Origin of the sequence: Nocardia sichangensis (genome assembly GCF_047200615.1) — a bacterium.
In the GTDB taxonomy this organism is placed as follows: Bacteria; Actinomycetota; Actinomycetes; order Mycobacteriales; family Mycobacteriaceae; genus Nocardia; species Nocardia sichangensis.
Window position 1 is genome coordinate 138,665 of sequence record NZ_JBJZOK010000022.1, and the last position, 13,387, is coordinate 152,051.

At 69.2% G+C, this 13,387-nt stretch carries 8 protein-coding genes; 3 read left to right on the forward strand and 5 right to left on the reverse strand.

What is annotated here, in order from left to right; all coding sequences use genetic code 11:
- Positions 1 to 31 precede the first annotated feature (31 nt).
- Genes ACL03I_RS27210 through ACL03I_RS27225 form a run of 4 tightly spaced genes read right to left on the reverse strand, consistent with a single transcriptional unit; the run spans position 32 to position 9,731 of the window.
- Positions 32 to 4,561 (reverse strand): amino acid adenylation domain-containing protein, encoded by a 4,530-nt coding sequence (locus tag ACL03I_RS27210; protein ID WP_412807267.1) that lies wholly within the window; start codon positions 4,559 to 4,561, stop codon positions 32 to 34.
- Positions 4,562 to 4,596: 35 nt separating this feature from the next.
- Complete coding sequence (gene nbtC, locus ACL03I_RS27215) at positions 4,597 to 7,629, reverse strand: nocobactin polyketide synthase NbtC (RefSeq protein ID WP_412807268.1); 3,033 nt, start codon at positions 7,627 to 7,629, stop codon at positions 4,597 to 4,599.
- Positions 7,622 to 8,941 (reverse strand): beta-ketoacyl [acyl carrier protein] synthase domain-containing protein, encoded by a 1,320-nt coding sequence (locus ACL03I_RS27220; protein ID WP_412807273.1) that lies wholly within the window; start codon positions 8,939 to 8,941, stop codon positions 7,622 to 7,624. The genes nbtC and ACL03I_RS27220 overlap by 8 nt, the downstream gene beginning before the upstream one ends.
- Before the next feature lie 16 nt (positions 8,942 to 8,957).
- Positions 8,958 to 9,731, reverse strand: a complete 774-nt coding sequence (locus ACL03I_RS27225; protein WP_412807269.1) for a thioesterase II family protein — start codon at positions 9,729 to 9,731, stop codon at positions 8,958 to 8,960.
- Positions 9,732 to 9,877: 146 nt separating this feature from the next.
- Here ACL03I_RS27225 and ACL03I_RS27230 point away from each other — a divergent pair, with 146 nt between their 5' ends.
- Positions 9,878 to 10,543, forward strand: coding sequence for a GNAT family N-acetyltransferase (locus ACL03I_RS27230; protein WP_355076069.1), 666 nt, complete (start codon positions 9,878 to 9,880; stop codon positions 10,541 to 10,543).
- Between the two features lie 44 nt (positions 10,544 to 10,587).
- Here the strand turns inward: ACL03I_RS27230 and ACL03I_RS27235 are convergent, their stop codons facing one another.
- Positions 10,588 to 11,874 carry a SidA/IucD/PvdA family monooxygenase gene (locus ACL03I_RS27235; protein ID WP_412807270.1) on the reverse strand — a complete coding sequence of 429 codons (1,287 nt, stop codon included), beginning with the start codon at positions 11,872 to 11,874 and terminating at the stop codon, positions 10,588 to 10,590.
- Positions 11,875 to 12,046: 172 nt separating this feature from the next.
- Here ACL03I_RS27235 and ACL03I_RS27240 point away from each other — a divergent pair, with 172 nt between their 5' ends.
- A complete protein-coding gene (locus ACL03I_RS27240) occupies positions 12,047 to 12,517 on the forward strand; it encodes a hypothetical protein (RefSeq protein WP_412807271.1) in 471 nt (156 codons plus the stop codon).
- A gap of 106 nt (positions 12,518 to 12,623) precedes the next feature.
- Positions 12,624 to 13,331 carry a siderophore-interacting protein gene (locus ACL03I_RS27245; RefSeq protein WP_355076063.1) on the forward strand — a complete coding sequence of 236 codons (708 nt, stop codon included), beginning with the start codon at positions 12,624 to 12,626 and terminating at the stop codon, positions 13,329 to 13,331.
- Positions 13,332 to 13,387: the final 56 nt, after the last annotated feature.

A 13,387-nucleotide genomic window follows, 5' to 3' on the forward strand; every position in this document is an offset into this window, starting at 1 on the left:
TTCGGATGGGCTGAGTGGCTGGCGATCGCGGTCAGTCGGCGCCGACGGTCACCACGGAGATCGCGCGCGCGAGGGCCACGACGGCGTCGTGCCACAGCTCGGCGAGCCGGTCGACGTCCGCGACGGTGAACACCGCCTCGCTCCAGCGCAGCATGGTGACGAGCTGGGGCCCCTCGGTGGTTGTCCGCACCGCCGAGACGACGTCGAGCGCGTAGCGCAGCGGGAAGTCGGGCTCCGCCACGAGCGGAAGGCACTCGTGCAACGCCAGATCCGGGATCGGCGCCCACGGCCGTCCCGCACCGGCCAGGTCGAACCGGCCCAGGTAGTCGAAGAGCACCTGCGGCTGCGGCGCATCGACCAGTTCGGGGGTTCGCGTGAGGTAACGCAGCACGCCGAAGTCCACGCCGCCGTTCGGCTGTTCGGCCAGGTGTGCCGCGACGTGTTCGAGCAGTGCGGCGGCCCGTGCCGGATCGGTCAGCGCGGTGGCCACATCCACGCTCTCGGCGCCCGCTCCGAGCCGGGCGGGCACGATGCTGGTGAACCAGCCCACGGTGTGCGCGCTGTCGACGTCGGCGCCGAGCACCGCGTCCTCTCTGCCGTGTCCTTCCAGCGCCAGATACGCGCCCGCCGTGGGGTCCTGACCGCGTTCCAGACGCCAGCTCGCCAGCGTCATCGTCAAAGCGGCGAGCAGGAACTCGCGGACTCCCGCCGCGCCGCCGCCGAGACTGTTCAGGATGGCCGCGCTCGTCTCGGCTGGGGTGGGCACGGGATGGACCCGGTAGGAAGCCCAGGTGTCGGCCCTGGGATCGGGCAGCCGCGCGCCCAGCACCGGGTCCGGCGCGGTGACCTGGCGCGTCCAGTAGGCGCGCTGAGCCGTGACCGCCTCGGCGCCCGCGCGTTCGCGCAGCAGCCGGGCCCACTGCCGGTAGCCGGTGTGCTCGACCGCCGGGACAGGCGTCCGTCCCGCGAGCACCTCGGCCCAGTACGCGGCGAGGTCGGCGGAGATGACGTACCAGGAGACCGGGTCGACGGCCAGGTGGTGGATGGTGAGCAGCAGCACATCCGGAGCGCCGGACCTGGTGAACCACACCGCGCGCACCAGATCTCCGGTGGACGGGTCGATCTCGTCGGTGGCCGCACGGCCGTGTGCGGCCAGCGTCGCGTAGAAGTCGTCGCCTTCCTCGACCCGGGACAGGATGTCCTGCGCTCGGACGCTGCCCGGGCCGCGCGTGTGCAGGTCGTATCCCTCGGGTGTGGTGACGAAGCGGGCCCGCAGCATGTCGTGTCCGTCGAGCAACGCCTGCAGCACCGCCGTCAGGCCGGCCTGGTCGACGCCGTCGGGCAACTCGAGCAGATTGCTGAGCGTGAGTCTGCGGTAGCCCCCGTACTCGTGCATCCACGACACGATCGGGGTCGGGCCGACCGGCCCGTAGCCCTCCGAACTCGTCGCGCGTTCGCGACCGGCTTCCGCGTCGATCCGCGCGGCGAGTTCCCGGATCGTGGCGGCGCCGAGGACCGCCTTCGGGCTGATCGAGAGGCCGTCCCGCCGCAGCCGGTTCACCAGGGAGATCGCCACGATGCTGTCCATGCCGAGGCCGATCAGGTCGTCATCGATGCTCGGGACCGGACCGCCGGACAGTTCGGCGATCGCGGCGCACAGACGGTGCTCGGTGCCGGTGCGCGCCGTCTCCGCTCCCGGCCCGGCGGCCCGGTCCTCGGCGAGCATCGCGAGCCGTTTCGCATCGAGTTTTCCGTTGCTGGTCACCGGCAGCCGATCGACGACCACGATCCGGTTCGGCACCATGTAGCCGGGCAGCCGATCGGCCAGCGCGGCGCGCAGCCGCACCGCGTCGAGACCGTCGCCCACCGCGAACGCCGCCAGGCTCGGACCACCCGTACGGCGCACCACGACGACCGCCGCGGCCCGCACCCCGGGCAAGGCGAGCAGAGCTGTCTCGATATCACCGATCTCGATCCGGTAGCCGCGAATCTTCACCTGATCGTCCGCCCGGCCGACGTAGGCGAGATCGCCCGAGGGCAAGCGGCGCACGAGATCGCCCGTGCGATACATCCTTTCACCGGCACGGTGTGGATCGGCGACGAATCGGCCCACGGTGGTTCCCGGCATACCGACGTAACCACGCGCCACCTGAGCGCCGGAGAGGTACAACTCGCCCACGACGCCGATCGGCACCTGGCGCAGCCGCGAATCCAGCACGTAGCCGGTCATTCCGGTGACCGGCGCGCCGATAGCCGGTTCGGCATCGCCATCGCGCACCGCCGCGACCACCGCCTCCACCGTCGTCTCGGTGGGGCCGTAGCAGTTGTGCACGGCGGTGCCGGGCAGGGCGCACAACCGTTTCCACAGCGGCACACCGATGGCCTCGCCGCCGAGCGCCAGCACGGACAGCGGCGTGACGCCCGCCTCGACCAGTCCGGCCGCTGCCAGCTGCGTGAACATCGACGGGGTCGTGTCGATCATGTCCAGCCCGTGCCGGACGATGCCGTCGACCAGGCGTCGCGCGTCGCGCATCTCCTCGGCGTCGAACAGGTGGATTGCATGTCCGTCGAGCAGTCCGATCAGCGGCTGCCAGGAGGCGTCGAAGCTGAGCGACCAGGCGTGCGCGATCCGCAACGGCCGCCCGAGCCGCGCCACCGCGGGCCGGTACACCCGGTCGCGGTGGTCGGCGAAGTACGCGGCCAGCGCGGCATGGGTGCCGACGACGCCTTTCGGTTCGCCGGTGGAACCGGAGGTGAAGATCAGATAGGCGGCCTGGTCGGCGTGGCCAGGCGCGGGCGCGAGCACCGGCAGCCCGTCGGAGATTCCGTTCACTACCAGGACTTCCGGGCGCTCGGCGATCTCGTCGAGCGCGGACAGCCCCGAGCCGTCGACCAGGATCGAGCGCGGACGGGACCGGCGCACGATCGATTCGATACGGGCCGCGGGCAGCGTGACATCCACGGGCACATACGCCGCACCGGTCGCCAGCACGGCGAGAATCGCCACGATCGACTGCGCCGAACGCGGCAGCGCCAAGGCGACGACCTCTTCCGGACCGGCCCCGTGTGCGACCAGCGCGCTCGCCAATCGCCCTGCGGCATCGAAGAGTTCGCGATAGGTGTAGCGATCGTTTTCGGTGCTGAGGGCGAGCGCGTCCGGCGTGGCGGCGACCTGGCGCGCGAACAGCTCCCACACGGTCACACCGCGCACGTCGGCGGCGATCGGCGCCGGTGGCGGCGCGGTCTCGCCCGGCAGCAGGACATCGAGCGCGTCGGGCCCCCGCTCGCCGATCGCGGGCAGTTGCCGCAGCACCGAGAGCAACCGCGCCCCTATGCCGGGTCCGGACAGGCCGCGCAGTGCCGCCTGCACCGCCTCGACCGTCACCACCAGCTGCCCTTCGTACAGGAACGAGGTCACCGCGAGCGGATAGTGCGTCAAACTCTGCGAGGTCATAGGCCGCACCCGAACGCCGTCCGCCATGTCGATGGGGCGCAGGATGTCGGACATCGGCGCGTTCTCGAACACGAACAGGGTGTCGAACAGCGTGCCGGAGCCTACCGACCGCTGGATCGCCGACAGGCTGACGTAGGCGAGATCACGCATCGGAGCCGACTCGCGTTGCATTCGCCTGCAGTCCCGCACCACGTTCTCGGCCCCGACCGCCACCCGGACGGGGACGGTGTTGATGAACAGCCCGATCATGGTCTCGACCCCGGACAACTCGTCGGGCCGCCCCGAGACGGTGCTGCCGAAGACCACGTCACGCCGGTCGGTCAAACTGCCGAGGACAACGGCCCAGGCGTACTGCACGACGGTGTTCATCGTCAGGCCGTTCGACCGTGCCCACGCCGTCAACCGGCTGGTGTCGGCCGCGTCCAAGGTGACCGTGTCGATGCTGGGCACGATCGTGTTGACCGCCGGATCGCCACGGTCGGCGAGGATCAGCGGATCGACATCGCCGAGGTATTCGCGCCAGGAGCGCAACGCGGTATCGCTGTCGCGGGCCGACAGCCAGCCGATGTAGTCCCGGTAGGGTCGGGGCTCGGGCAGCGCCTCCGCCGCGCCGCCCGCCTGGTACAGGGCGAACAGTTCCCGGAAGAACACGCCGAGCGACCAGCCGTCCAGCAGGATGTGGTGCGCGGTCAGCACCAGGCGCCGAGTGCCGTCCGGCAATCTCAGCAGCAGCACGCGCAGCAGCGGGCCGCGGGTCAGGTCGAACGGCGACCGCGTCTCGGCCGTGATGACGGCGTCGAGGTCGCCCGGGTCGACTTCGCGTTCGGCCCAGGGCAACTCGGCAGCGGCGGGGACGATCTGCACCGGCCGCGGCAGGTCGCGGTCCCAGAACGACGCGCGCAGATTCGGATGCCGCCGCAGGATGGCCGCGACGCTGCGACGCAGCAATGCCACATCGACGGGACCGGCGATCTCGTACACGAACTGCAGTGCGTACAGATCGCCCTCGCCGGCCAGCCTGGCCAGCGAGAACAACCCCTCCTGCAACGGGCTCAACGCCAGTACGTCCTCGATCTCCGGCATGGTCGCCTGCGTGTTCTCCGGCATCGAGCGGCCTCCTGAGCCTGTGTTCTCGGGCATCATCAGCCTCGGTTCTCGGACATGAGCAGAACGACGTCGTCCAGGGACGCGCCGCCGAGGATCGCCGCGACCGGCAACTCGCGGCGCAACATCGTCTTCAGCCGCGCGCGCAGATCCACCGCCTGCAACGAATCGAACCCGAGCGCGACCAGCGGGACGGAGCCGTCGATGTGGTCGGGGCCGTCGAGAAGCATCACCTGCCCCAGTTCGCGCCGGATGATCTCCGCGACGCTCCGCGTGGCATCGGCTTCCGGCTCGACGGCGGCCGACTTCGGTGCGGACGGCTCGGACGGCGCGGCCGCGGACTCCGGGACCGCCGATGCGGGCGCGAAAACCCTCGCCAAGCCGACGATCTCGGCCGTATCCCGCAAGCGCTCCCAGTCCGCCGACAGCACCGCGCTGTTCCCGGTACGGTCGGCGAAACCCGCCGCGATGGCGGGCGCGGCGGGCATGGGTCGTAGACCAGCGCCGAGGATCCTGGCTTCCACGTCGGCGTGCTCCGCGCCGGGCAGACCCCACAGCCCCCATTGCACCGACACGCAATCCCTGCCCTGCGCCCGCAGTCGCACGGCGAGGCTGTCGAGCATGCGATTCGTGCCCGCGTACAGTGCCTGACCACGCCCGCCGAGGGTGGCCACGAACGAGGAGCACAACAGCACGGCGCATTCGGCGGTCTGCGGCACCGCGCGCAGCACCTCGCCGAGCCCGAGCACCTTCGCGGCGGCCGCCTCGGTTACCGCCTCCGGTTCGAACCGCGCCCATGCGTACTGGACCGCGGCGTGCACGACCACGCTCACGGGGCGCTCGGCGAAGCGCCCCGCCAGCTCGGCGACCGCGTCGGCGTCGGTGATGTCACAGGCCACCACGTCGATTTCGGTGGAACCCGAGGCGCGGATCGCGCGCAGCCGCTCGGCGAGCACGCTCGTCTTCCCGGTGCGATTCACCAGGGTGACGCGCCGTGCGCCGTCGCGGGCGAGCTGCGCGCAGAATTCCAGGCCGACGTACCCCGTGCCACCGAGAATGAGGACCTCGCGTAGATCCGGAGGCGCCGAAGTGCCCAGCGACTCTGCGCGAACGAGACGCTTGGCGTGCAGTTTGCCGCCCCGTAGCGCGAGTTCCGGCTCGCCCGGCACGTGAACGGCCTCGAGGATCTTGTCCGCCAGCACCGTCGGATCCTGCTCGGCGGCATCCGGGGGCAAGTCGAGGTGTCGGAACGCGATGCCGAGATGGTCGAGGCCGAGACTGCGGTACGCGGCACTGACCGCCGAATGACCCAGGGAAGGCGCATCGTCCGGGGACACCGCCTCAGCACCGGTTGTCACCAGCCAGCATTCCGTGACACCGGAGACTTCCTTGGTCAAACTTTCTGCGGCTCGGGCGAACTCGGCGAGTTCGGCCACCGCGCCTTGCTCGTCCGTGGCCGTATTCGACGGAAGCAGCAGCACCATGGTGTCGGACTCGGTCGCGGTGTCGGCGATCGCGGCACCGTGGCGCGCGGCCCGCGCGCACAGCGCCGCTGCGAGGTCGTCCGCGCCGTCGTGCTCGGCGAGCAGTACGGTGCGCGGCGCGGCCAGCTCGAACCGGGACAACCTGGTCCACTCCTCGCGCAACCGCGAGGGGGGCACGGCGACCGGGATCGGCGTCTCGGCACCCGATTGATACGGCGCCCACAGCCTCTTGGAGTTCATCACCGTGGCGGGAAAGTCACGCAGCGGCAGCGCCGGAGTGCGGTCGTCGGAGCCCGCGCGGAGCGCCTGCCAGTCGTAATGCAAATCGTGCACCGCGACTTCGGCAAGATTGCGGGTGAATTCACCCAACCCGTTCGCGGTGCGCAGCGATGTCCCCACGACCCGGAAGTCGCGGGCATCGCGCGCGACCGGGGACAGATTCTCCCGCAGCGCGGGCTGCAATGTCGGGTGCTCGGCGATCTCGACGAAGGTGTCCACGTCCGCGGTCGCCGCCGCCACGGCGCGATCGAAGCGCACCCGGTTGCGCAGGTTCCAGTACCAGTAGTCGTGGTGGGTCAACTCGGGAGTGATCGCCGCGCCGAGCGTCCCGCCGTAACAGGTGACGTCGCCGAGCGCGAAGGTCTTGCTGCTCAATTCGCCCAGCGACGATTGGAATTCGTCGCGCAATCGCGTCATCGCGGAGGTGTGCGATGGAAACGACATCTGGATCTGCTTGGCGAACAGGCCTTTCGCGGTGGCGGTCGCCACCAGCTCCGCGATCGCGGCCTCGTCGCCGGAGACACCGGTCAACTCGGGTGAGTTGACCAAAGAGACCTCCGCCCAGCCCGAATTGCGGGCCAGCAGCGCCTCGCATTCGTCGCGCCCCGCGCCGAGCACGGCCACCGCGTAGCCGTCCGAAAGGTCGCGCTCCAGAAGCTGGGCCCGGTGCGTGACGATCGACACGGCATCGCGCAGCGTCAGCACACCGGCAACCACGCAGGCCGCGAGTTCACCCTGGCTGTGACCGATGGTCGCGGTGGGGCGCACGCCCGCCGCCTGCCACATGGCGGCCAAGCCGATCAGGTGGAACATTCTGGCCGGTTGTACTTCCCACAGTGTCTCGCCGAACTCGGCGCAGGCACCGAGCAGATAGTGCACCGGCCGTGCATGGCCGTACCGCTCCTCGTGCACCGCCGCGCACTCGTCGACGGCGGCCCGGTAGGCCGGGGAGAAGTCGTAATACGGCTTGCCCATACCCGCGTGCTGGCTGCCTTGTCCCGGAAAGACGAAGCCGACGCGACGTGCCGCGACGGCGCCGCCGGACGTCACCACCGCCGGGTGCGCGGAACCCGCCGCGATCGACCGCAACGCCTCCGTCAACTCCTCGCGCGTGACGACCATGGCCAGGGCGCGATACCTGCGGGCGATCCTGGTGCGGAAGAGCTGGCTCGCCAGTCGATCCGGGTCCACCCGAGGGTGGTCCTGCACGTAGGCCAGTATCGCCGCGGCCTCCGCACGCAAGCCTTCGGCGCTGTCCGAGGAGAGCAGGACGGGGACGGCGCCGTCCGGCAGCAGATACTCAGACAACGCTGTCCTCCTCCAGGACGGGCATCCCGACGACCGCGTGCGCGTTGGTCCCCGCGACTCCGAATGCCGACACCGCTCCGTAGCGAATGCCGTCGATCGGCTCCCACGGAACGAATTTCGTGGCCAGCCGCAGACTGGTGGCTTCCCAGTCGACCGCCTCGGTCGGGTGTTCTGCCCAGAGACTCGGCGCGACGTGCCCGTGCGCGCCGCACAGCAGCATCTTGATCAGGCCGAGCATGCCCGCCGCCGCCTGCGGGTGACCGATATTCGACTTGACCGATCCCAGCAGCGCGCCCCGGACGCGCTCCGGCGCGCCGTACGTCCGGATGAGAGCGGACAGTTCGATGGGATCGCCCACCGCCGTGCCGGTGCCGTGCCCCTCGACCAGCCCGATCTGCTCCGGGTCGACGCGGGCCGCGCGGAGCGCGGCGCGAATCAGCCGCTCCTGCGCGTCGGCGCTGGGCACGGCCAACGGGCCGCTCTTGCCGTTGTGGTTGACCCGGGAGCCGAGCAGCCGAGCGTAGATCCGATGACCGAGCCGGCGCGCTCGCGACTCGCGCTCCAGCACCACCACTCCCGCGCCCTCGCCCCACAGGGTCCCGGTGGTGCCCGCGGAATACGCGCGGCAGTGGCCGTCGGTCGAGAGCGCGTTGTTCTTCGCGAACTCGACGAACATGCCGGGTGAGCCCATCACGCACACGCCACCTGCCAGGGCCCAGTCGCACTCGCCCGCGCGGACGGCCGCCGCGGCTTGGTGGAGGGCGGTCAAGCCTGCCGCGCAGGAGGTGTCCACACTGATCGAGGGCCCGATCAGACCCAGACTGTGCGAGATACGGCCGGATACCGCGCCGAGGGTGGTGCCGGTCATTCGATAACCGCTGTGCTCGCTGACGCTCGCCATGCGCGGGCCGTACTCCAGCGGCGTGACGCCCATCCAGCACCCCGCTTCGGCGCCGTCGACGGCACCGGGATTGAGCCCGGCATCCTCGACCGCCCGCCATGCGACGCGCATCGCCACCCGCTGCTGCGGATCCATCGCGACGGCTTCGCGCGGCGTTATCCCGAAAAAGGCCGCATCGAATTCCGTTGCTTCGGAGAGAAATCCGCCCGCGTCGCGTACGTCGCTCCAGCCCTCGTTGCGACCGAGGGTGAGCAACTGTTCGATCGGCCACTCCCGATCCCGTGGCAATGGGCCGATGAGTTCCCTGGATTCGGCCAGCGCCGTCCAGAATTCGCGTGGACTGTTTATTCCGCCGGGGGCCTCGACCCCGATTCCGACGACGACGATATGGTCTTCGTCCCCCGAAGCCAATCCTGACATGGTGAACCTAACTGGAAAGAGCGGACTGTCCTGCGTCAGCGGCGGCGGAGGCAAGCAATTCCGCGACGCCGTCGATGTGGTCGTACAAATAGAAGTGCCCGCCGTCGAAGAGCGTGACCGAGCCGCCCCGAGTGCTGTGCGCGATCCAGGGACGCAGTTCGGCGACGGTGACGAAGTCGTCGTCGGCGCCGCCGATCACCTCGATCCGCGCGCCGATCCGCACGTCCGGGTCGCACGTGTAGGCGTCGAACGCGCGATAGTCGGCCTGCAGGACGGGCAACGTCATTCGCATGATGTCGCGATCGGCCAAAACGTCCGCGCCCGTTCCGTTCAGCGCGACGAGCCGGTCGAGCAGCGCCTCCTCCTCGGTCGGCAGCGGCTCGCTGTCGGCCACCAATACCGGCGCCACCGCGCTGGAGGCGCCGAGCAGCGCTACCGGCACACCGGCGGCCTCGGCCTGACGGACGAATTCGAAGGCCACCATCGCGCCGACGCTGTGGCCGAACACCGTGATGGGAATGCCTCGGTGATAAGGCGATTCGAGGAATTCCGCCAGGGCACCCGCCGCGAGTTCGACGAGACTGTCCGGCATGGGTTCGGCGGCTCGGTCCTGGCGTCCCGGATATTGCACGAGCACGACGTCGAAATCGGCACTGAGCCGCTTGGACATGGCGCGATAGGTGGAGGCGCCACTACCGGCATGGGGAAACAGCACCAGGGGCGGCAGCGTTTCCGTGACGGGCTTGTGAAACTTCCGAATCCACCCGGGTTTTCTCGACATCCAACAGCTCCTACACATCACGCGGTGTGGGCGCGCCCGCGCGCCGTCCTTTCCGAACGGCCGGGCCTCGCCGACCACGCGAGGTTAGCATAGGATAACCTTACATTCATCCAACGGAGCCACTACCGAACGGAGCTCGACGACCGATGAACCCCACCCGGACGCCTCATGTCATCGCGCGCGAGCTGACCGATATCCCCGACGAGCTGCGGGCCGTGCCCGCTCCGCCGCAACCGGCTCTGCCCGCCCCGTTCGACATCCGGACGGCCGACGCGGACGGTGCGGACGCGGAGCTGCTCACCGAGTGGATGAACCGGCCGCATCTGATCGAGACGTGGGAACAGCCGTGGCCCGTCGAACTGCGCAGGCAGAATCTGCGCGCGCAGCTGGACGGAAGCTATTCCCGCCCATACATCGTCGGGTACGACTTCACCGGCACCGACCGGCCGGAACTGGGCCGTCGCGACATCGCCTACCTGGAGTTGTATCGCCCCGCCAAAGACGAGATCGCCCGGATCTACCACGCCGACCCCTATGACGTGGCCTTCCACCTCGCCACCGCCGACCCGGAGGTGATCGGGCGCGGCATCATGTTCGCCTTCGTCAGCGGCCTGCTGCCCGGAATCTTCGCGGCGGAACCGAACTGCCGTCGCATCCTGATCGAACCGGATCACCGCAATGTCGCGGTGCGGCGTATGACCGAGCGGTTCGGCGTGCCCAGTCTCGGCGACTTCGACATCCGGCCGGATCGCCGGATCACGCTCTACTACCTGCCGCGCACGCCCGCGGACGTCCCGACGGTGCGGCGCTGAGGCTCGGTCCGCGCCCCTGGCCACGACCTCGAGGGCGGGGGCGCTCACCCGAAGGCCCGCGCGACGGCGCCCGTCAACGGCACACCGGACCGTCGCGTCGCCGGTTGCAGTACCCGATCGGAAAGCTCGCCGAGGCAACTGAGATTCGGAAAACCAGGCCCCTGCGCGACCGCGGCGAGATTGGGCAGATACAGCTTGGTCTCCATCCCGGAGACCGCGAGGTCGTAGCCGATCGACACTTCGATCCGCTCCTGGGACGGCCTGCCGCCGACCGCCAGTTCCAGCAGGTCGGCCGCGTCCTGATCGAAGAGGTCCAGGAACCACAGCGGCTGTCCGCCGGTGGCATCGATGACCAGGTCGAAAGTGTGCGATTGGTCCGCGCGCCGCTCGTTGCGCAAAGTCAGCGCCACGCCGTCGCCTTGATCGACCACCCGTACGGCACGGCCCTGCAGGTGATGCACCCGGCTGTCGCCGAGCAGGCTCTCCTGCACCCGCACCGAGAAGACGCCGCGGTCGGTTCGGCGGATGACGTCACGCCGCTCCTGGACGGTGAGTCCCGCCCACTTGACCGGGTCGCTGAACAGCGAGTTCTCGAAATAACTTTCGCCGCGGGTGTAGATCGTGGCCATCGGCGAGATCACCGAAATGGACAACATGCCGTGGCGCACCAGCTCGTCCAAGGCCGAGCCCGCGGTCTCACCGCCGCCGATAACGGCGACCCGGGAGGAGACCGGCAGACTGCGCCGCCCGGCCAGATCCCAGAATTGAGCGATATTCAGCACGCGCGGATGGTCGGCGAGCGCCTTGGTGCTCGCACCGGGACCGGTGATCATCAGCCCGGCCGCGTCCAACCGAATCGCACCACCGTCGGGATCGGTCGCGGTGACGCGCCAGCCGTCGGCGGTCGCGCCGATGGAACGCACTGTGCCGGAGACCAGTTCGAGATCGATCCGGCGAGCCACCCACTGCAGGTACTTGGCCCAGACGTGATGGGCCGGGTTCGGACGGCCCCGATCGATCCACTCCGCATAGGTGCCCTGCTCGATCAGGAAGGATGTCCAGCTGTAGGCCATCATGGCCGCGTTGATTTCCTGATTGCGCCCGCGCGCCCAGGTCGAGTGGTAAGGGAAGCCCACGTCCTTCTCCGGGCTGGTGCCCAATCGATGCCTGCCGTCGGTCCAACCGCCACTCGGCAGCCAGTTGCCGCCGACCGCGTGCGCCTCGACGACGATCACCCGGGGCGCAGGAAGGTCGAGCGTGCGCAGCACATGCGCTTTCGTCGCCACCGCAAGGGCTTTCGGACCAGCTCCGATGACCAGAAGCGTTTCCACCGGTTCTCCACTCTCTCCGACATCCCGCGGCTTCTCGCCGGGTGCGCGGGCCTGCCGCCGCGCCGACAACCAGAACCCGTGCGGATCATGTTTGCATAGGCTTACCTTATATTGCACACTCGTACCCGACTAGAGCGGTGACACTCACACCCTCGAAAGATTGGATGAACGAATGACCAAGACCCCGAACAAGACACTCGCCCGACTCGCCGCTACGGCGGTCGTGGTCAGCGCCGCATTCGCCGGCGCGGTCGGGACGGTCACGCCCGCCGTCGCGGCGCCCTTGGTCGCACCCTTGCACGCCCAGGCCCCGGGCGCCGGTGAGCTGACCGCCAAACTTCGCGTGGCGATCAACACCGGCGCAGCGCGCAGCACGCGAGCGGCCGAACTGGAGTCGGGCGACGCGGGCGTCGCGACGATGGACAAGATCGCGGGCCTGCTCGCTGTCTCCCCGCCGAGCCTGCGCTACAACGTGATCAACCCCTCCGCGTCGGGCGACCGGATCGACGCCCAGCTCCTGATCACCACCGAGGGCTACCCGGACTTCACCTACGACGTCTCCTGGAAGCAGATCGACGGCTACTGGAAGCTGACACGCCAGGCGGAGTGCAGCCTCGCTTCGGCGCTCGCGCTGTCCTGCTGACCCAAAACCCCTCGCGCCCGGGCCCTCCGGACACGGTCGCCGTCGAATGTCGCGTGGTGCGTACCCACCGCGCGACATTCGACTTTCGTTAGGCTAACCTTAGTTCATGGGCAAAGGTTTGAACGGTCTGATGGTCAAGGCGTGGGGCGGCAACGACTACCGGCTGACCGTCACCTCGACCGAATACGTCACGGACAAATACGTGCGACTCGGCTTCTCCGCGGGCGGTCTGCTCGCCGATCATCCGGTACACCCCACGCAGTGGATCCGTGGCTGGTTCCCTGACGGCGACAGCGGCAAGCTACAACAGCGCGGCTACACCCTGGTCGACCCCGACCCGGACGGCGACCGTTTCTCGATCGAGTTCGCGCTCCACGACGGGCCCGCCGCTCGATGGGCGCAGAACGCCTCGGTCGGTGACGAACTCGACGCGTCGGTGCTCGGCTCGAACTTCCAGCTGCCGGAATCCGCGCCCGGCGAATACCTCATCTTCGGCGACACCGCCTCACTGCCCGCGATCAACTCGCTGTTCGACGCCATCGGCGACACCCCGGCCCGGGTCTGGCTGGAATGGCAGTACGAATCCGACACCACGATTCCGCTGCGCAACAAGCCGCACCACCAAGTGACCTGGGTGCAACGGATCGATGACGGCAGATTGCTGCGGGAAGCGGCCCAAGAACTCACCTGCCCGGCCGACGCATTCGCCTGGGTCGCTTGCGATGGGCACACCACCCGCTCGATCGTGAAGAGCTTCAAGGCGATTCACAACCTGCCCAAGGCCGCGATCAAATCGCAGGCCTACTGGAAGTAGGTCTTTCACTGCTCCCACGCCGCACCCGTATTCGCGCGGTGCGGCGTTTCCGGTAT

What these genes read in the sequence shown, in the direction of transcription:
- ACL03I_RS27210 (WP_412807267.1), bottom strand. Translation starts at nt 4,561, where the DNA reads ATGCCGGAGAACACGCAGGCGACCATGCCGGAGATCGAGGACGTACTG.
- ACL03I_RS27225 (WP_412807269.1), bottom strand. Translation starts at nt 9,731, where the DNA reads ATGTCGAGAAAACCCGGGTGGATTCGGAAGTTTCACAAGCCCGTCACG.
- ACL03I_RS27230 (WP_355076069.1), top strand. Translation starts at nt 9,878, where the DNA reads ATGAACCCCACCCGGACGCCTCATGTCATCGCGCGCGAGCTGACCGAT.
- ACL03I_RS27240 (WP_412807271.1), top strand. Translation starts at nt 12,047, where the DNA reads ATGACCAAGACCCCGAACAAGACACTCGCCCGACTCGCCGCTACGGCG.
- ACL03I_RS27245 (WP_355076063.1), top strand. Translation starts at nt 12,624, where the DNA reads ATGGGCAAAGGTTTGAACGGTCTGATGGTCAAGGCGTGGGGCGGCAAC.